Annotated in this window: 17 protein-coding genes; 9 read left to right on the forward strand and 8 right to left on the reverse strand. The window is 37.0% G+C overall.

The features are described 5' to 3' along the window. Position 1 precedes the first annotated feature (1 nt). The 3 genes from tgt to ACTJIP_RS15790 all read right to left on the reverse strand — a co-directional run bounded on the left by tgt (position 2) and on the right by ACTJIP_RS15790 (position 2,374). The gene (gene tgt / locus ACTJIP_RS15780) at positions 2 to 1,132 is read right to left on the reverse strand and encodes a tRNA guanosine(34) transglycosylase Tgt (RefSeq protein ID WP_047380269.1); all 1,131 of its coding nucleotides are present in this window, start codon (positions 1,130 to 1,132) and stop codon (positions 2 to 4) included. Between the two features lie 66 nt (positions 1,133 to 1,198). Continuing rightward, the gene (locus tag ACTJIP_RS15785) at positions 1,199 to 1,567 is read right to left on the reverse strand and encodes a DUF4296 domain-containing protein (RefSeq protein WP_077413681.1); all 369 of its coding nucleotides are present in this window, start codon (positions 1,565 to 1,567) and stop codon (positions 1,199 to 1,201) included. 90 nt (positions 1,568 to 1,657) lie between these two features. Beyond that, positions 1,658 to 2,374 (reverse strand): polyprenol monophosphomannose synthase, encoded by a 717-nt coding sequence (locus ACTJIP_RS15790; RefSeq protein WP_077413447.1) that lies wholly within the window; start codon positions 2,372 to 2,374, stop codon positions 1,658 to 1,660. Positions 2,375 to 2,616: 242 nt separating this feature from the next. Here ACTJIP_RS15790 and ACTJIP_RS15795 point away from each other — a divergent pair, with 242 nt between their 5' ends. From ACTJIP_RS15795 to ACTJIP_RS15810, 4 genes are all read left to right on the forward strand, one after another. Then, on the forward strand, positions 2,617 to 3,285 hold the full coding sequence (locus ACTJIP_RS15795) for a DUF4271 domain-containing protein (protein WP_077413446.1): 669 nt from the start codon (positions 2,617 to 2,619) through the stop codon (positions 3,283 to 3,285). 12 nt (positions 3,286 to 3,297) lie between these two features. Next, complete coding sequence (locus ACTJIP_RS15800; RefSeq protein WP_077413680.1) at positions 3,298 to 4,038, forward strand: uroporphyrinogen-III synthase; 741 nt, start codon at positions 3,298 to 3,300, stop codon at positions 4,036 to 4,038. A gap of 171 nt (positions 4,039 to 4,209) precedes the next feature. Next, entirely contained in the window at positions 4,210 to 6,252 is a 2,043-nt protein-coding gene (locus tag ACTJIP_RS15805) for a S9 family peptidase (RefSeq protein ID WP_077413445.1), read from the forward strand. 247 nt (positions 6,253 to 6,499) lie between these two features. Further along, entirely contained in the window at positions 6,500 to 6,838 is a 339-nt protein-coding gene (locus ACTJIP_RS15810) for a hypothetical protein (protein WP_077413444.1), read from the forward strand. Positions 6,839 to 6,934: 96 nt separating this feature from the next. Here ACTJIP_RS15810 and ACTJIP_RS15815 read toward each other — a convergent pair whose 3' ends face one another. Further along, a complete protein-coding gene (locus ACTJIP_RS15815) occupies positions 6,935 to 7,429 on the reverse strand; it encodes an SRPBCC family protein (RefSeq protein ID WP_180564968.1) in 495 nt (164 codons plus the stop codon). A gap of 201 nt (positions 7,430 to 7,630) precedes the next feature. Between ACTJIP_RS15815 and ACTJIP_RS15820 the strand changes: the two genes are divergently transcribed. The 5 genes from ACTJIP_RS15820 to ACTJIP_RS15840 all read left to right on the forward strand — a co-directional run bounded on the left by ACTJIP_RS15820 (position 7,631) and on the right by ACTJIP_RS15840 (position 13,859). After that, a complete protein-coding gene (locus ACTJIP_RS15820; protein ID WP_077413442.1) occupies positions 7,631 to 9,175 on the forward strand; it encodes a sensor histidine kinase in 1,545 nt (514 codons plus the stop codon). 126 nt (positions 9,176 to 9,301) lie between these two features. Beyond that, entirely contained in the window at positions 9,302 to 9,988 is a 687-nt protein-coding gene (locus tag ACTJIP_RS15825) for a response regulator transcription factor (RefSeq protein ID WP_002982671.1), read from the forward strand. Between the two features lie 78 nt (positions 9,989 to 10,066). Next, a complete protein-coding gene (locus ACTJIP_RS15830) occupies positions 10,067 to 10,702 on the forward strand; it encodes a hypothetical protein (RefSeq protein ID WP_228408601.1) in 636 nt (211 codons plus the stop codon). 19 nt (positions 10,703 to 10,721) lie between these two features. Then, positions 10,722 to 11,084 (forward strand): hypothetical protein, encoded by a 363-nt coding sequence (locus tag ACTJIP_RS15835; RefSeq protein ID WP_232539042.1) that lies wholly within the window; start codon positions 10,722 to 10,724, stop codon positions 11,082 to 11,084. A 69-nt stretch (positions 11,085 to 11,153) separates the two neighbouring features. Next, a complete protein-coding gene (locus tag ACTJIP_RS15840; protein ID WP_440704827.1) occupies positions 11,154 to 13,859 on the forward strand; it encodes a TonB-dependent receptor domain-containing protein in 2,706 nt (901 codons plus the stop codon). Positions 13,860 to 13,952: 93 nt separating this feature from the next. Here the strand turns inward: ACTJIP_RS15840 and ACTJIP_RS15845 are convergent, their stop codons facing one another. From ACTJIP_RS15845 to ACTJIP_RS15860, 4 genes are all read right to left on the reverse strand, one after another. Further along, positions 13,953 to 14,450: a phosphoheptose isomerase gene (locus ACTJIP_RS15845; protein WP_077413439.1), complete on the reverse strand. Its 498-nt coding sequence runs from the start codon at positions 14,448 to 14,450 to the stop codon at positions 13,953 to 13,955. 25 nt (positions 14,451 to 14,475) lie between these two features. After that, positions 14,476 to 16,758, reverse strand: coding sequence for a GH92 family glycosyl hydrolase (locus ACTJIP_RS15850; protein WP_077413438.1), 2,283 nt, complete (start codon positions 16,756 to 16,758; stop codon positions 14,476 to 14,478). A 21-nt stretch (positions 16,759 to 16,779) separates the two neighbouring features. Then, positions 16,780 to 17,640: an ROK family protein gene (locus ACTJIP_RS15855; protein ID WP_180564965.1), complete on the reverse strand. Its 861-nt coding sequence runs from the start codon at positions 17,638 to 17,640 to the stop codon at positions 16,780 to 16,782. 131 nt (positions 17,641 to 17,771) lie between these two features. Next, positions 17,772 to 20,180: an endo-beta-N-acetylglucosaminidase H gene (locus tag ACTJIP_RS15860; RefSeq protein ID WP_440704828.1), complete on the reverse strand. Its 2,409-nt coding sequence runs from the start codon at positions 20,178 to 20,180 to the stop codon at positions 17,772 to 17,774. Positions 20,181 to 20,204 lie beyond the last annotated feature (24 nt).

Below are 20,204 nucleotides of genomic sequence, written 5' to 3' on the forward strand. Positions count from 1 at the left end.
CTTACAGTCTTTGTCTAAGAACCGGTACTACGGAGTTTTTCCATTCGTAGAAATCTCCTGCAATAATATGTTCTCTGGCTACTTTTACTAAATCAAGATAGAAGGCAAGATTATGAATCGAAGCAATCTGTTTTGCCAGATATTCTTTAGATACAAACAGGTGGCGAAGATACGCTTTTGAATATTCACGATCTACAAAACTGGTCCCAAATTCGTCTAAAGGCGAAAAATCACGCTTCCATTTTTCATTTTTCAGGTTCATCACGCCCTGCCATGTGAAAAGCATTGCATTTCTTGCATTTCTTGTTGGCATTACACAATCCATCATATCAATTCCCAGTCCGATAGATTCAAGGATATTCCATGGAGTTCCTACTCCCATCAGATATCTTGGTTTTTCTTTTGGAAGAATGTCTGTCACTTCATCAGTGATTCTGTACATTTCTTCTTCAGGCTCTCCTACAGAAAGTCCTCCAATGGCATTTCCTTCGGCTCCTGCTTCAGAAATTACTTCTGCAGAGATTTTTCTAAGGTCGGAATAGGTAGATCCCTGAACAATAGGGAAAAGTCTTTGTTTGTATCCGTATAATTCAGGATTATCATTAGTCCATTCAATACATCTTTTCAGCCAGCGATGGGTAAGCTCCATAGATGATTTTGCCTGGTTATAATCGCAAGGATAAGGAGTACATTCGTCAAAAGCCATGAAAATATCGGCTCCGATCTGTCTTTGAATCTCCATTGATCTTTCCGGAGAGAACATGTGGTAACTTCCGTCGATGTGAGATTTGAATCTCGCACCTTCTTCAGTCATTTTTCTGTTACTAGCCAGTGAAAATACCTGAAAGCCTCCTGAATCAGTAAGGATAGGAAGATCCCAGTTCATGAATTTATGTAAACCACCTGCATCCTGCATCGTCTCCATTCCCGGACGAAGATAAAGGTGGTAAGTATTTCCCAGAATAATCTGAGCCTTAATGTCTTCTTTTAATTCTCTCTGATGAACTGTTTTCACACTTGCAACAGTTCCCACAGGCATAAAAATGGGAGTTTGAATCTTCCCGTGATCTGTGGTAATTTCCCCTGCTCTTGCTTTTCCTTCAGAGGTTTTTTCTATATTAAAAAATTTCATCTCTCTACTTTTTTAATTCACCTTGTTATCAGTGATTTCTTATAGGTTAGAAACTTCAGTACCGTTTTACCTTACCAAAGGTATTACAGCCCCGTTTTGTTTCAGTTTATCCTTTACGTATTTATCTGCTTTGGGATCTTTTTTTAGCAGTATTTCCTGTGCATCATTGGTAATCCCATCCATTTCTTCTTTGATCACATAATATTTGAAGCTTTCTACAAAGTCGTCAGATTTTACTTTATGTGACTTCAGGACAGCTCTTGTACCGGCTTCCATATTTTTGTCAGGATATACAAAGATCGCCTGATCATTGATCGCAAGATCTGCAATGATTTCTGCCATTACGCCTTTATCGATCAGATTTTTAGGCTTATCAATATAATCGCTGCACGAAAACATGCCCAGCAAAACGAAAATAAAGATCAGCTTTTTCATCAGTTTATTTTTATATTTTTTATTTAATAGTCTGATGGAACTTCGCATATACATATTCCTCCGTCTGAAAAGAATTGTTCATGCTTTGTTTCATAGTCTATTGATGATTGATTTCCACTTTAGATTTAACACTCCAAAAACGGCCTCATGGATAATTCCACCGTTCATTTTGCTTTCTCCTAAAATTCTGTTGGTAAATATAATAGGAACTTCTACAATTCTGAACCCTTTTTTAAAGGCTCTGAATTTCATTTCTATCTGAAACCCGTAACCTTTCAGCCTTACATTATCCAATCCTATTTCTTCCAATACATTTCTTGAAAAACAGACAAATCCTGCTGTAGTATCATGAATAGGAAGTCCCAATACAAATCTTACATATTTTGATGCAAAATAAGAAAGCAGTACTCTTCCCATCGGCCAGTTGACCACATTCACTCCTTTTGAGTAACGGGAACCTATGGCCATGTCTGCATTCCTGCATGCTTCAAACAATTTTGGCAGATCGCTAGGATTATGAGAAAAATCGGCATCCATCTCAAAAATATAATCATATTTATTTTCAATAGCCCATTTAAATCCATGAATATATGCCTTTCCCAACCCGTCTTTTACATGTCTTATTGAAAGATGCAAATAATGCGGATGTTTCTTCTGCATTTCTTTTACAACCTCGGCTGTTCCATCCGGGGAAGTATCATCTACAACTAAGATATGAAAGTCGTCCTCCAATGCAAAAACCGCGGAAATAATATTTTCAATATTTTCCTTTTCGTTGTATGTGGGGATAATAACGAGTTTTTTCATTTCAGTTTGCAAAGATAGTTTATTTAACCTTTTTATTTTATACAAAATAATCTATAATTTTGCAAAAATATTTCTCAGGGATTAAGCGGATGAAACAGAAACTTTTATTCAACAGATCTGAACAATACGTAAAATCGATGAGAGCAAATATTTTAACTGCGGATACATGAAACAGGTGACAGGAAATTCTGTGCCGGATTGTGCTATCAGAAGTTAAATAATAAATAATAAAAACTTAAATTTTGCCATCATCACAACACTTCATCAATCATGTAAGAATACCTGAGAATAACGACTGGGTAATCTTTATCCTCGTGGGCTGTATATTTTTATATGTTTTTATGATGAACGTCATAGAAAGGGATGCCAGTCTCAAAGATTTTCTGCTTCAAAAGTATTTTGATGCAAGCAACAACCTTCCCAGCTGGATTATCACTTCATGTGTGACGACGCTCACCTTATCTGTTTTGATCTCACAGTATATTCCTATTGTACCGAAATATATTGCCGATCTTCAGCTTTTTGGGTATCAGCTTAATAAATTCGGGTATACTTTGCTGGCGGTGCTGTTTTTTTATTTAATAAAATCAACATTAGGTTTTTTATTTTATCAAAGTATAGGAGACGGAAAAAAATGGACTATTTTTTATTTTACCTCCACAAAATTTTATTTCATTCTTACATTTTTGCTAATAATTCTTTGTGTAGCCCATTATTACTTCCCTATAGACAGAAATAAAATATTTTTGTATTATTTGTGTTTCTTTTCTTTTGTATTCATTTTCAAAGTTTTTTTCTACTTATTTCACAAGAACAAGATTCTTCCTGAAAAATGGTATTATAAATTTTTGTATATTTGCACCCTCCAAATCGCACCATTATTATTGCTTTGGAAGTTGTTATTTTTTTAATAAATGTCAATGATGAGAATAAAGTCTATATTGGTTTCTCAACCAGCGCCTAGTGAGTCTTCTCCATATTTGGATATAGCAAAGAAGGAAAAAATAAAGATTGATTTCCGTCCATTTATCCACGTTGAAGGGGTTGACAATAAAGAGCTCAGAACACAGAAAATAGATCTGACGCAGTATACCGGTATTATTTTTACCAGTAAAAATGCGATTGACCATTACTTCAGACTTGCGGAAGAACTTCGTTTTGCCGTTCCGGATACAATGAGATATATCTGCCAGTCGGAAGCAATTGCCAACTACCTTCAAAAGCATATTGTGTACAGAAAAAGAAAAATCAGCTTTGGGGAGAAAAACTTCTCAGATCTGCTTCCTCTTTTCAAAAAATTCCCAACTGAAAAATATCTGCTGCCATCTTCAGATGTTTTGAGTCCGGATATTGTGAAAACCATGGATGCATCTAATGCAGACTGGACAAGAGCAATCATGTACCGTACCGTATGCAGCGACCTTACAGATATCAACATTAAAGATTATGACATGTTGATCTTCTTTAGTCCGCAAGGAATCAAATCGCTACAACAAAACTTCCCTGGCTTCAAACAGGATGAAACCAAGATTGGTGTTTTCGGAAACACGACTTTGGCTGCCGCAGAAGAAGCTGGATTAACAGTAGATTTAATGGCACCTACGAAGGAAACTCCTTCCATGACAATGGCCCTTGAAAAGTACATTAAAGCACTTCATAAATAGTCTTTAATTATAAAAATACCATGAACCATCTTTTCAATAAAGGAAAGATGGTTTTTTTTTACCTAAATTTGAACGAAAATTAACATTGAATGAGACGTCTGCATAAATTGCTTACTTTCAGAAGAAAAGCATAAAGACAAACTCTGCTCAATAAAAAATTAAAATATCCGGATGAAAGCTCCACAGGCAAAAAAAATAGAAAAAATATTAGAAACCCACGGCGATAGAAGGACCGATAATTACTTTTGGCTGAATGAAAGGGAAAACCCTGAAGTCATCAAATATATTGAAGAGGAAAATGCCTACGAAGAATTCATCATGAAAGATACGGAAGTTCTTCAGGAAGAGCTTTTTGAAGAGATGAAAGCCCGTTATAAAAAGGATGACGAATCTCTACCCTATTTCTTTAATGAATACTGGTATATTGTACGTTATGAAGAAGGCAAGGAATATCCTATTTTCTGCAGAAAGCATAAAAGTCTTGACAACGAGGAGGAAATTGTACTTGACGTGAACGTTCTGGCAGAAGGCAAAGAATTTTTTGAAGTAGGAAGTGTAGCCGTGAGCCCCGGTAATGAACTGGCTTCTTTTTCTTCAGATGATGTAGGAAGAAGAATTTATACGCTTAATTTTAAAAATTTAAAAACCGGGGAAATTCTGCCGGATTCTATTCCAAATACAACAGGAAAAGCAGTTTGGGCGAATGATAATCAACATGTTTTCTATATTAGAAAAGATAAGAGCCTCCGTGCTTTCCAGGTATACAGACATCAGTTAGGAACTGATTCTGCTGATGATGTTCTGATCTTCCACGAAGAAGATGACACTTTTGATGTCAATGTATTTAAAACAAAATCTTTACAGTATATTTTCATAGCTAGTTCAAGTACTATCTCTGATGAGCACCGCTTTATTCCCTCTGACAACGTATTTGCAGAATGGATAACAATACAGCCCAGAATAGATGATCTCGAATATTCTGTAGAGCATTATGAAGATGAATTCTATATTATCACTAATGCTGATGATGCAATTAACTTCAAAATTGTAAAAGCAAAGATTGACAACTGCAGTATGGAAAACTGGGTGGATGTTATTCCACACCGTGCGGAAGTTTTACTGGAAGGTTTTGAAATTTTCAAAGATTATCTGGTACTTGAGGAAAGAGAGAGAGGTTTGCTTCAGATCAAAATTATTGATGAGAAGACCCAAGAGTCTTATTATTTACCTTTTTCTGACCCAACATATACAGCCTATATTGGGATTAACCTTGAATTTGACACTGAAATTCTTCGTTATGGCTATACATCTCTTACACAGCCAAGCTCCACTTACGAGTACAATATGAAGGACAAAACCACCAAGCTCCTGAAACAACAGGAAGTATTGGGTGGGAAATTTTTCCCTGAAAATTATATTTCAGAAAGAATATGGGCAGACTCCAGAGATGGGGAAGTAAAAGTTCCAATTTCTTTAGTATACCACAAAGACACCAAAAAATCCGCTGACACTCCACTTCTTCTGTATGGATATGGAAGTTATGGGCACACCGTTGATGCCAGCTTTTCAAATGTAAGATTGTCTATTCTAGACAGAGGTTTCATTTATGCTATTGCCCACATCCGTGGCGGAGAATACCTGGGAAGAGAATGGTATGAAGATGGAAAAATGTTATTCAAGAAAAATACTTTTTTCGATTTTATTGATGCAGGAAAACATTTAATCAAAGAAAATTATACATCATCGAGACATATGTATGCGATGGGAGGAAGTGCCGGAGGTTTGTTGGTAGGCGCTGTGGTCAATTATGAACCTCAGTTATTCAACGGAATTGTAGCACAGGTCCCTTTCGTAGATGTTGTTTCCACAATGCTGGATGACACGATTCCTTTGACTACCGGGGAATATGATGAATGGGGAAATCCAAATGACGAGGAGTATTATCATTATATGAAAGACTATTCTCCGTATGACAATGTAGAAGCTAAAGATTATCCTCATATGCTGATCACTACAGGATTCCATGATTCTCAGGTACAGTATTGGGAGCCTGCAAAATGGACTGCAAAACTGAGAGAACTCAAAACAAACGATAACATCTTAGTTTTTAAAACTGACATGAGCTCCGGACATGGAGGCGCCAGCGGAAGGTTTGAATCATTGAAAGAAGATGCTTTAGAGTATGCTTTTCTTTTGAAAATAAATGAAAAATAGCTTTTACATTCTCTTAATTAATTTTCAAATACAGAGTATATGTTATTATTAGTTTTTATTTCAATTGCTATTATTTAATACAAAAACAGAAAATTACAAGAATGGAAAAAAGAGAAGACTTTAAGGCCAAACAAGAGGAAAACTTACAGGACCTTCTGAAAAAAGCAAGAGAAGAAGATCTTAGAAACAAAGAAAATAATAATTTATAAAATACATTGTCACGATAAAAAATGACAGTTATAATCATATGAACGAATCTGAATATTGGAAAAAAATAGAACAGTTTTTTGAAGACAACTTCCAGACTGAAAAAAATCCACCGATTGAAACGATATTATTTTTAATTGGACTTCAGGAATTGGGAAGCGGCCAACAGAAATATACAAAAGACGATAAATTAAATATCCTTCATATCGCAGTTTGCAGATTGATGGAACCTTTTGGATATTACAAATTTTCACATTACGAAGATGGCTGGCCACACTTTGAAAAAATAGAAGATCTGCCTGAGTTAAGACCTAATGAGCAAAGCTTGCTTATGAAAAAGGCGATTATTCATTACTTTCAGGAAGAAGAATTAATTTAACAAAAAAAGCAGGATGCTCATTCAGACATCCTGCTTTTATATTATAAATGTATCCGCAACATCTTTCATTTCCTTTTTTTTCAGATGCCCAATTATTTATGAGCCAATCAGTTCTTCCAATTGTGTCAATCCCATTTTAAATCCTTCTTCAAATCCCATTTCCAAAATCTTTCTCATAACTTCCTGAGAATGGTAGTGGATATTGATGGTCACTTTAGTACCCTCTTCCACTCCTGTAAAGCCGAGCAGCCATTTTGATCTTGGAAAATCTTCATTAATATTTCCTTTTTCATCACAAAAAGCACTCATCCAGTCAAGGCTTCTGTGTTCTGTAATTTCGCCATACTGAGACTGAGCATACAGAGGTCCTTTCTCACCGTTTGGCCCTACCATTGCATACATCCAGATTCCTCCTTCTCTGAAATCCTGTTTTACCGTTTCACATCTCCAGGGTTTAGGTCCCCACCATTGATCCAATAATTCGGATTGGGTGAAATGATCCCATACCGTTGAAACATCAGCTTTATAAATTTTCATGACATACGTACTGGCAGCATCAAAATCTTTGTTGAAAATGATATTAGATTCCATATATTTTTATTTTTAATAAAGTTAGCATTTTATTTATTGAAAGGGACTTTTCATATGACAAGTAAAGGATAATTCATAAATAATTGTTAAAAAACACTCTTTTAAGAAAAAAAAAACAATTATTTGGCTCGTTTTTTGTTTATGTAGTCTTAAAAAAATTAATTTTAACATTCATTTTTCCAAAACATATATAATTAAATAATGAATAACAAATTCATCCCAATAATTTCAGTGTTTATGACGATCTCACTGATTGTCTTTGTGACGCTCCAATTTTATTGGTTGAAAGGCTATTACGGTGTACTGGAACAGGATTTTTCAAATAAAGTGTATGCAGTTTTGGAAAGTACTTCAAAAAGTATTGAAGAGATCGAAGCAGACAAATATCTGAATGAGGATTATAAGGATTTCAGAAAAAATATTCTTGCCAATAGTAAACAGCCGTCTCTAACTACAATTCAGCAGGTAGAAGACTCTGGAACTCAAAGACAGATTATTTATTCTAAAAACATTATTGAAAAAACACAGCTGCCGATTTCTCAAAAAGGGGATTCTATTAAACTCACAACCTTATATACAGACGAAGCAGCCTATAAAATAAAAAGAGATACCACCAACCGTGAACTTCTTACCACGGATATCAATCAGGAGATTGAAACCGGAGATTACTCCATGAAAGAATTTGTGAAAGTATATGGAAATAACCTCCCTATCACAAAAAGAGTGGATCCGAAAACACTTGATTCTGTCATTGCGAAAGAACTTAAAATAAGAGGAATATCTGCCAAGTTCGGATATGGAGTTCTTGACCGCAACAACAAGCTTACAAGCATCGTGAATAAAGCCTACAAAGAGAAAAAAGACAGTAATATCTACAGCTTTCCTCTTTTTGCAGACAAAAAAAACACACTGTACAGCCTCGCATTGGTTTTTCCTAAGAAAGAATACTCTCTGGCGATGAACAACTGGCCGATGCTTTTAGGAACATTTCTTTCTCTGCTTACCATTCTTGGGATTTACATTATTTCCATCAATTATATGATGAGACAGAAAAAGCTTGCTGAAGTAAAAACAGACTTCATCAACAACATGTCTCATGAGTTCAAAACACCATTGGCAACCATTTCTGTAGCAACGGATTCTTTGGCTAATGACAAAATTGCCACCAATCCGGATAAGGTAAAATATTATTCAGAACTGATAAAGCAGGAGAACTTAAGGATGAAAAAGCAGGTTGAAAACGTGCTTAATATGTCTAAACTTGAACGAAATGAAGTAGAGCTGTTTTTAAAAGAAACCAATGTAAGAGAATTGATCAAAAGGACAACAGAATCTTTCAATCTGATTGTGAAGCAAAGGAACGGTTCTCTTACCCAGAAATTCAATGCCACCCATTATAATTTTAAAATAGACGAGTTCCATATTTCAAATATGCTGGTCAACTTACTGGATAATGCCAATAAATATTCTCCTGAAGCGCCGGAAATACATGTGGAAACAAGAAATGAAGGACACTGGTATATCATTGAAATTTCTGATAAAGGAATGGGAATGGATACTCAGAATAAAACCAAAATTTTCGAAAAATTCTTCAGGGAAGAAACCGGAAATATTCACAACGTGAAAGGACAGGGATTAGGTCTTTCCTACGTGAAGAAAATTGTAGAACTGCACAAAGGACAGATTATCGTAGACTCTAATAAGGGAGATGGAAGTACGTTCACGATAAAACTCCCAATGGGATAAAATATATAAAATGATCATTGATGAATGATAAATCATCATTGACGAAAAATTAAACCAAATATCAAAATATAGAAGATAGAGTGAGGAAGTTCATTCTTAATTGTTAATTATTAATTATTAAAAATTATGAGCAACAGAATATTATTAGTAGAGGACGATCAGAGTTTTGGGGCGGTGCTTAAAGATTATTTGACAATCAATAATTTTGAAGTAACACTTGCCACTGATGGGGAGCAGGGACTTAAAGAATTTACAGAAAATGAATTCGACATCTGCATATTTGACGTAATGATGCCTAAAAAAGACGGGTTTTCATTGGCCGAAGATGTAAAAAAGATTGATAAAAATACACCGATTATATTTCTTACAGCAAGAAATATGAGAGAAGATATTTTGAAAGGATACCAGTTGGGAGCTGATGACTATATCACAAAACCTTTTGATACTGAGCTTCTTTTATATAAAATCAAGGCTATTTTACAGAGAAGCTCTACATTGGAAAATGAGGAGCAGGAGCAGTTTAAAATTAGCAATATTTTCTTTGACTCTATGCTGAGACAATTGAAAGTAGGTGATAAAGAATACAAACTTTCTCCTAAAGAAAATGAATTATTGAAGCTTCTTTGTATTCACAGAAACGATTTCATGCCTAGAGATCTTGCTTTAAGAAAGATCTGGAAAAAGGAAAATTATTTTACAGCAAGAAGTATGGACGTATATATTGCAAAACTTCGTAAGTTATTAAAAGATGACGAAGGATTGGAAATTATCAACGTTCACGGAGAAGGATTTAGACTTTTGGTAAAAAATTAATCCAAAAATCAAATTATAAGTATAAAATTAGCAAAACAATTGAAAATGTTTTGCTAATTTTGTTTCATACCCATGGATATGAAGAATACATTTATAGGTTTGATCGCCGTATCACTATTAGCTGCCTCTTGTAAAAAGGATGAGAAAGCCACTTATTTAAAAGAAGAAGCCAATGCCGGGCAATCCAGCGTTGCTCTTAATACAACCTCCAACACAACATTAATGGACCAGGCAGGTATTTCATCTGTCTCCACTCCTGCTCCAATGGCTACCGCCCCAGGGATGAATCCTCCACACGGACAACCTGGCCACCGATGCGACATTCCGGTAGGACAGCCCCTGAACAGTAAACCTGCAACAGCGGCGGCCTCACAAAACATAAATGCAAACGGAAATAATATCGTCCAGATTGATCCTAATGCAGTATCACCAGGAAAAATCACTCTTGACAACAACGGAAAACAGGCAAAAACAGCTCCGGGAATGAATCCTCCACACGGACAGCCCGGGCACCGATGTGACATCCCGGTAGGACAGCCTTTAAACAGTAAACCTGCACAAGCTCCTCAATCGGCACAAAATGTAGTTCAGACTGCTCCTGCTCCTGCACCTGCGGCACAGAATCTGGCGATGGGAGAAAAACCAAAGCTAAACCCAGCACATGGTGAACCTTGGCACAGCTGTTCTCTAAAAGTTGGTGATCCTTTGCCATAAATTTCTTATTTTTGCAGATATGAAGCTGTTTCATCTACTTGCAATAGTATTTTGCCTGGGAGTCTTTTTGATTCCCAAGGATGCCTTCTATGCGCAAGGAATGCAGGAAACATGCTGTAAAGCAGAATCTTCCAAGAAAATGGACTGCTGTAAAAATCATTCTTCAAAAAAAGACAGCAAACATGACAAAACAAAATCATGTAATGATGACTGCTGTTCATCATGTGTTGCCTGCTATACTTTTATTGAAACTCCTTTCTCAAAAAATCTACGTTTGGAACTATCTTATTACAAAGCGAATAAGAATCCTCAGTTTCAATATTCAGATCCATATATTTCAGACCGTTTAAAGGAAATCTGGCAACCGCCTAAGATAGCTTAATTAAAATATCACGAGTTCATTATACTATGTAATGAGCTGTTTTTTAATTAATTTAAACTTTTAAATAAAATGAAATTATCTATTTCCAGGTTAATACTTGGTGCATTATTCCTATTTACACAATTTATATCTGCTCAAACACTTTCAAAAAATCAGTTCAAGGTAAAAGGGAACTGCGAAATGTGCAAAACAAGAATTGAAAGTGCCGCGAAAAAAGCCGGCGCAAAAACAGCAGTTTACTCTATTGATCTTCAGATATTAACATTAGAAACAGACAAAATACCTTCCGAAGACATCCTGAAAAAGGTAGCAGAAGCGGGTCATGATAATGAGAAATTCAAAGCGTCTGATACAACCTATGAAGGACTTCCGGGATGTTGTCATTATGACAGAGACCTGCAGCCTTCTCAGGCAGAAACACACCATGATCATCACACAGATGCTTCTGTTTCCGCTAAAAAAGAAAATGAGTTCTATGTGAGAGGAAACTGTGCTTCATGTAAAGCCAGAATTGAAAAAGCATCAAAAGATGCCGGAGCCAGTGTTGCAGAATGGAATGCAGAAAAACAAACGGTTACTTTAAATTTTGACCCCTCAAAAACCTCATCAGATAAAATTTTAAAAGCTATTGCTGATGCTGGCCATGATAATGAAAAGTATAAGGCTTCAGATGCTGTTTACAATGGTCTTCCGGGATGTTGTCTGTATGACAGAGACTTTACTTTTGGTGAACCTAATCCAAAAGTACATTATGAAGAAGCTACAAAGCATGAAGATCATAAAGAGAACGGAACCTCATCAGCTAAAGAGGATCATTCCCAACATGAAAAAAACATTGACAGTGTAGTGGTAACAGGTTCTAAGGCAGCAACTTCTTTAAGCAAGAAAGAAGCCGGTCTTGTTTTTAATATCGATAAAAAGGAACTTTTAAAGGCAGCCTGCTGTAATCTTTCTGAAAGTTTCGAAACGAATGCAACCGTAGATGTTTCTTTCAGCAATGCCGTTACCGGAACAAAACAGCTGAAAATGCTTGGTCTGGATCAGAAATATACGAGCTTAACGAAGGAACAGTTACCCGAAATCAGAGGTCTGGCTTCTGCTTATGGCTTAAATTTTATTCCGGGAAGATGGATTGAAAGTATTCAGCTTACTAAGGGAGGAAGTACTGTAACAAATGGTTATGAAAGCATCACAGGACAGATCAATACTGAACTTTTGAAGAATGCGAAGACTCCTGAGACGTCACTGAACCTTTTTTCTGATTTTAATGGAAGAGCTGAAGTGAATATTACCAACGTCTCTCCCATCAACGATAAATGGTCACAAACTTTCCTTCTTCACGGAAACGGAACTTTCGGGAACACGGATATGAATGATGACGGTTTTCTGGACAGACCAAAAGGAACTCAGATCAATGCCGCGTATTTGTTGAATTATAACGACCTCGAAAAGTCAGGATTCGGATCTCACTTCGGAATTAACTTTATCCGTGATGAAAGAACTGCAGGACAAGTTGGTTTTGATAAAAAACTGGCTCAGGACAAACAGCCTTTTTATGGAGTAGGAATTGATATTTCAAGGTTTCAGGTTTGGAATAAGACAGGGTATGTTTTTAAAGGAAAACCTTACCAAAGTATCGGATGGATGAACCAATATGTGTATCATCAGCAGGATAGTTTCTTCGGACTGAGAAATTATGCAGGGCAGCAGCATACGTATTATTCCAATTTAATCTTTGAAAGTATTATTGGAAATACCAACCATAAGTATAAAGCTGGAGCAAGTTTCTTATATGACGGTTATAAGGAAACGTATTTATTGAACGACCTGAAAAGAAATGAAATTGTACCGGGTATTTTTGCTGAATATACCTTAACGGGATTAAAATATACATTAGTAGCAGGAACCAGAGTGGATTTTCACAATCTGGCAGGAACTCAGTTTACGCCAAGGCTAAATTTCAAGTATGATTTTACGCCTCAGACTATTTTAAGACTTTCTGCGGGAAGAGGATTCAGAACAGCGAATGTATTTGCGGAAAGCCAGCAGTATTTTGCATCGAACAGAGCAATCAATATTTTATCCAACGGAGGAAATATTTACGGATTAAAACCTGAAATTGCTTGGAACTATGGGGCAAGTTTACAGCAGGAATTCAAATTATTCGGAAGAAAATCCAGCATCATTGCCGATTTCTTCAGAACAGATTTCCAGGATCAGGTATTGGTGGATCTTGACAAATCTCCCCAACAGCTGACATTCTATAATCTGGAAGGAAAATCATTTGCCAATTCATTCCAAACCCAGTGGGACTTCACCCCTTTCAAAAACTTTGATGTGAGACTTGCTTATAAGTATTATGATGTACAGGCAGATTATATCGGAGGAAGAAGAGAAGTTCCTTTCATGGCTAAGCACCGAGGATTTGTAAATTTAGCATATTCTACCAATAAAAATAATAACGGAGGATTCTGGAGTTTTGATACGACTTTAAACTGGGTTGGAAAACAGAGACTTCCTGATACTTCAAGCAATCCGGCAGAATTTCAGCTACCAACCTATTCGGAATCGTATGCCGTTCTTAATGCTCAGATCTCAAGAAATTTCAATAAAAAGATCAGAGCTTATGTAGGTGGTGAAAACCTTACTTCTTATTATCAGAAAAATGCGATTGTTGATTTTAAAAATCCTTTCGGGAATTATTTTGACGGAGGAATGGTATATGCACCCATTATGAAGGCAAACGTCTATGTGGGGCTGGATGTAACGTTTTAAAAGCTGGAAGCTGGGAGTGCTTAACTTCCTTCTTCCAGCCTCAAGCTTCCTTACTCAATAAAAAATCCGCTTCAATGAAGCGGATTTTTCTATTTATCTTCCAAAATCATCCTGTACCCTTACGATATCATCCTCATCTGAAGGATTGGATACATCGGTATGCTGCCAGATTTCGGCTACAATTCCCCAGCCTGCAAGACCTATCAATCTGTGTCTTTCTCCCTGCTGAAGTTTCACCTGATCTTTTGGACCATATTCTCCCAACGCTCCTTCTTCATCGGTATTGCTTCTTTTGATTCCTACAGTTCCTTCCACTACCTGCCAGATTTCGGCTCTTCTGTGGTGGTACTGCCAGCTTAATCTTGCTTCCGGAGCAACGATAAGAATTTTCGGGCTTAGCTTCCCTCCTATTCTCAGGTTGTCTACATCAATACCATCGAAATACTGGTTGGCAAAATCCTGCGCCTGTGTTTCATCAATCACAAAGAAACCTCCCCATGGTCTTGTATCATCTTTTGCTGCGATATTGAAACCTTGTGTCTGCAGCATGCTTTCTACTCTGTCGAATATTTCTTTTTTTTCTGTACTCATACAGCTTGTATTTCTAAATTAAAAATTATTTATTTGATTCTTCTTTTGACATTGAATATGGAAAATCTTTTTCCTGTGAACCTCTTTCTTTATTAGGTTTGCTATCCATTTTAAAGTCTAACACAGCGCCCTTCATCAGTTCTTTATGGCTTAACCAGTTTTTGGAGTAAGGCTGCTGATTTACATTCAAAGATTTTACATATAAATTTTCGGAATTATTTTCCGGAGCTTTTATTTCAATTTTCTTACCATTTTCAAGATGAATGGTTGCTTCTTTAAACAATGGTGCTCCCAACACATATTGATCTGTAGCCGGAGTTACCGGATAAAATCCAAGGGCTGAGAAAATATACCAGGCAGAAGTCTGTCCGTTGTCTTCATCTCCGCAATATCCATCCGGAGTGGCATGATACAATTTATTCATCACCTGTCTTGCCCAATATTGCGTTTTGTAAGGTGATCCGGCATAATTGTACAGATAGATCATATGCTGAATCGGCTGGTTTCCGTGGGCATACTGCCCCATATTCATAATCTGCATTTCTCTGATCTCGTGAATCACACCTCCATAATAGCTGTCATCAAAAACCGGTGGTAATGAGAATACCTCATCTAATTTGGCTTCGAATTTCTTCTTTCCACCCATCAGTTCTGCCAGACCGTCGATGTCCTGGAAGACAGACCATGTGTAATGCCAGCTGTTCCCTTCTGTAAAAGCATCTCCCCATTTGAAAGGATTGAAAGGTTTCTGGAAGTTACCATCTTTGTTTTTACCACGCATTAAGCCTGTTTCTTTGTCAAAGACATTTTTATAATTATAAGCTCTTTTCTTATAAATATCAATCTCTGAAGCGGGTTTTCCAAGTGCTTTTCCTAGCTGATAAATTGAAAAGTCATCATAAGCATATTCCAGTGTTCTTGCGGCATTTTCATTGATTTTCACATCGTAAGGTACATAGCCCAAAGTGTTGTAATATTCTACTCCTGCACGACCTACCGCTTCGATAGGACCTGCATTATTGGCGCCGTGTTTTACAGCCCGCCAAAGGGCTTCCGTATCATATCCGCGAAGTCCTTTAATGTAAGCATCTGCCACTACAGACGCAGAATTGTTTCCAATCATAATATCAGAATATCCCGGACTGCTCCACTCTGGTAAGAAACCGCCTTCTTTGTAAGCATTGGCCAATCCTTCCTGCATTTCTACATTGATACCTGGATAAACAAGATTCAGGAAAGGATATAAAGCACGGAAAGTATCCCAGAAACCGGTTCCTGCAAACATTCTTCCGTCTGCAATTTTACCATTGTAAGGGCTCCAGTGTTTTATTTTGTTCTGAGCATCTATTTCATATAACTTTTGTGGGAAGAATAAAGTCCTGTATAAAGAAGAATAAAAGGTTCTCATCTGCTGATCCGTCCCTCCTTTTACGTCTATTTTCCCTAATGTTTTGTTCCATATATTTTTGGCATCCGTTTTTACCTGTTCAAAATTTTTGGTCCCGATTTCTCTTCTCAAATTCAGTTCTGCCTGTTCAAAGCTGATGAATGAAGAGGCTACTTTTGCATAAACCGTTTCTTTATTTTTAAGCTTAAACCCTACTACAGCACCTGTATGATCACTGGTAATTTCTAACTGATCATTCACCAGTTTATCGTCTTTCCAGGTTTTTGTCAGTTCAAAATCTTTATCAAACTGAATGACAAAATAGTTTTTAAAATTTTCATATTTCCCGGTAGAATATCTTGTCGTATAGCCCAGAATTTTTCTTTCCTTCGGTAAAATCTTAATATAAGATCCTTTGTTCAGTGCATCAACAACTACATAAGCACTGTCTGTCTTTGGAAAATCAAATTTAAAATAAGAGGCTCTTTCTGTAGGGGTAAATTCTGTTGTAACATTAATATCAGCTAAGTAAACACTATAGAAATAAGGCGTAGTAACCTCAGCTTTATGGCTGAACCAGCTCGCTCTGTCGTCTTCTTTAAATTTCACTTTTCCTACTCCCGGCATGATGGCAAATGCGCCATAATCATTCATCCAGGGAGATGGCTGGTGGGTTTGTTTGAATCCTTTTATTTTATCTGCATCGTAGGTATATGCCCATCCATCGCCCATCTTACCGGTTTGCGGTGTCCAGATATTCATTCCCCATGGAAGTCCGACTGCCGGATAGGTATTTCCGTTGGATAATGAGGGTTTGGATTGTGTTCCCATCAAAGGATTCACATAATCTACGGGAGATACATTCTGGCCTAAAACCCAGGCCTGTAATAACAGTAAGCAAGTAGAAAATATAAACTTCATTGTATCTTTTCGTTTGTTAATTTATATAAGCTTTTTTAATGCATAGCTGGCAGCTCCAAGAATGGCGGCATCTTCAAATATGGCAGAAATTTTAACCTGCAAGTTAATATTATTCTTTGTTAAATTCTGAATAAATCTTTGCTCAAAATGAGGATATGCCTTGGCAATATTCCCCCCTATAACTAAAACTTCCGGTTTGTAACGATCTACATATTTCACGATAAATTCTGAAAAAGAGTCTGCATATTCATCAAACATTCTGGTCTGTATTTCTGCGGGTTTATCCAACAAATCTTTGGTTCCCGAGATTTCTTCTCCGGTCAGTTCTTTATAATGATTCACAAACCAGCGTGTTGCCAGATAGTCTTCACAGATAGAATCTCTGAAAGGAGAATCCCACAAGTCTTCATCGGAAGCAAATTCTCCATTAAAGAAGGTCGTTCCCAATCCTGTACCGAGAGTCACTCCAAAAGCACTACCGAATCCCTGAGCACAACCTCCGAATACTTCCCCTTCCATGAAGGCCGCCGCGTCATTTACAAAATGAATCCGTTCCTGAGAAATATCCAGTCTTTTTGCCAGCTCTTCTTTAATATTGACCTGATAGATATCAATAAATTTTCCCTGCTGCATCAGTGATATTCCGTTTTCATAATCGAAAGGTCCCGGCATTGCGATACCAATTAAAAGGTCTTCCTTTACCAGATTGTGAGCTACTTTTTCAATGGCCGAAACCCATGCTGAAAAAATAACTTCTTTACTTTCAAAAGCATCTACATGTTCTCTTACATAGGTTGAAGAAATGATTTCACGTTTTTCCGGATTTACCTGAGCCAGCGTAATGTGTGACCCTCCGATATCTATTCCTACTATATTCTGCATTATTATTTATTTTTAATTCAAGCCATCCTGTGACTGAAAAAACAGACAAACAGGAATACATATCCTGTCTGTCTGCTTTGTATTTCAGACTTTATATTTATAATCCTGATAACTATATCATTATCTGAATCTTACTTTACAATAATTTTACCGGTTGAAATTACTTTACTGTTTGCGGATGTAATCTTGTAAATATAAGTACCACTGATTAAATCCTGTGTATTCACGGCGTTATTATTTTGATTAATGTTCTGTTTTTTGAATAATTTTCCTGAAACATCATACAATGCTACTTCACTTGCAGAGTTGTCGCTGATGGCAAAGTGAATATCATTTCCTCTTTTCACAGGATTTGGATAGACTGTACTGTTCTCTTTTACCGATTCAATATCTTTCACGGCAAGAGATGAAGCACAGGCAACGTCTGTTCTCCAGTTGGCATCTGTCATATTGATCAGGGCTGCAAAATGAGTGTTTGCCGTAGCATCTAATGCACCTAAACCACTTCCTTCATCCATTTTCCAATTAGCTTCAAGGCCAGTGGAATTGGCAGGAACATTACAGCTGTTACTCAATATTTCCTGAGGAGTCAACGCTTTTTTCCACACTCTGAATTCATCAAGGAATCCGTTGATTGTACGGGAATTGTCATAGTTTCTTCCCAAATACAGAATTCCGTTTGCTGTAAAGTTACCCGTTACTGCAAAGCTGGCATCAAGGTTCCCATTGACATAAATTTTCATTGCTGCCCCATCATAAGTGGCTGCTATATGATACCATGTATTGGTATTGAATGCTGTATTTGTATTCAATTTTACCTGTGATGAACCGAAGCTCAGGATAAACTGAAGTTTGTTATTCGCCAGATTTCCGTCTCCGAATCTAAGCATTGCCGAGTTATTATCTCCTACTTCCACTCCCATTACTGATGAAATATAAGGGAATCCTGTTTTGAAAGCATTTACTTTTACCCATCCTTCAAATGTCATCGCATTTCCGCTCAGGTTAAACTGTCCTGCATTAAGATAGTGCGTGCTTCCGTTGAAAGAAAGAGATCTTGCTCCGGGATTTGTAACAGGTGCAAAGCCACTGTTGAATGATCCTTCTCCTGAATAAGTACTTGTAGTTCCTCCGGCACATCCCGCCTGTACTTTCCATACATAACTTGTATTTGGGGTAAGATTTTGAAGTGCGTAAGAATTGGTTGTAATATTCGGAATTTCAGACCATGTTGTAGCTGCTGCAGTTTTATATTGCAGTGTATATGAAGTTGCATTTCCTGCATCCCAGGATAGCTGAGCAATATTACCAAGGAAACTTCCGGAAGTTAATCCTGATGGCGTAGTGCAGCCACTTCCGGAGTTAAACCTTGGTGCAAAAATATAAGTACTTGTTAATGTCGGTGAGCAGTTGGACTGTATTCTCCAATCGTAATTGGTATTCAGGGTAAGGTTATTGATGACAATATTATTTCCTGAATAGTTACTGGCCACATTCGTCCATACTGTAGAATTGGCTGGTTTGTAATCAATATTATAAGACTGGGAAGCATTGGAAGTCCAGTTCAGTTTTGCTGAAGTTCCTGTCACGTTTGAAACATCGAGTCCTAATGGCGGATCACATGTTTGTCCCTGAGACCATGAGTACAACTGACCACTTAAAAGTGTGTTTTCATTATAGAGAATATTGGAGCCTGTACTCAGGTAGCTGGCTACATTAGTTCCTGCCAGATCATACCACATGAATACCCCATATTGATCATTTTTTGTGCTGGTCGCTAAGCTTGCCAGTGTAGTGGCAGAAGTTGAGCTTGGATTCGAGTTTTGAATCCATGTTGCCGCTGCAGAGATTTTGGATTTATTAAGAGGAGGAACTACAGGCGCATTGTATGTACTGTACATCGCATTCCATGTGTAATCGATATAGTTTCCTGCTAAATCTCCATTATAAGTTTGTCTGGTTGTAGCCGGGCCATAGTAGTAGAATGTAATCAGTTTATCCGGCATTGCTGCTTTTAATTCCTGCAGAAGCATGACAAAAGAACTGTTATTAGGCTGCCCCGTTCCGTTATTTCCGTATCCTGCATATTCATCATCAAGGTCTACTCCATCCAAGCCATAAGTATAGACAGTATGAGCAACCTGTAACGCAAAATCTTTAGCCGCTTCACGGTTTGGAAAATTAGAAATTCCTGCTCCCTGGTGATTTCCTAAAAGATCCAGTAATACTTTTATTCCTTTTTGCTGTAAAGGTTTTACATAGGTATTGACATCATTAAGGACTTTAGTGACGTTATTATTGTTTGAAATATAAGCTCTGTTTTTAGAAACATCATAATTGATATTCGCTGCAAAAATAATAGCAACGTCAAAAAGCTGTCTGTTGGTATTCTGCAAAGTATAGGAACCTGCGTTCAGCATATTATTGTTGTTCACCTCCACATAGCAGATTCCTAAAGGATCTAGCTGCTGTGCCTTGAGTAATGGGGCAGCCTGAAGCATTAAGGCCATCAAGGGAATAAAAAAGGATTTTTTTCTCATAGTATATCAATTTTGTAGTAGAAA

The sequence above is a fragment of the Chryseobacterium sp. 22543 genome (assembly GCF_052044565.1).
GTDB lineage: Bacteria > Bacteroidota > Bacteroidia > Flavobacteriales > Weeksellaceae > Chryseobacterium.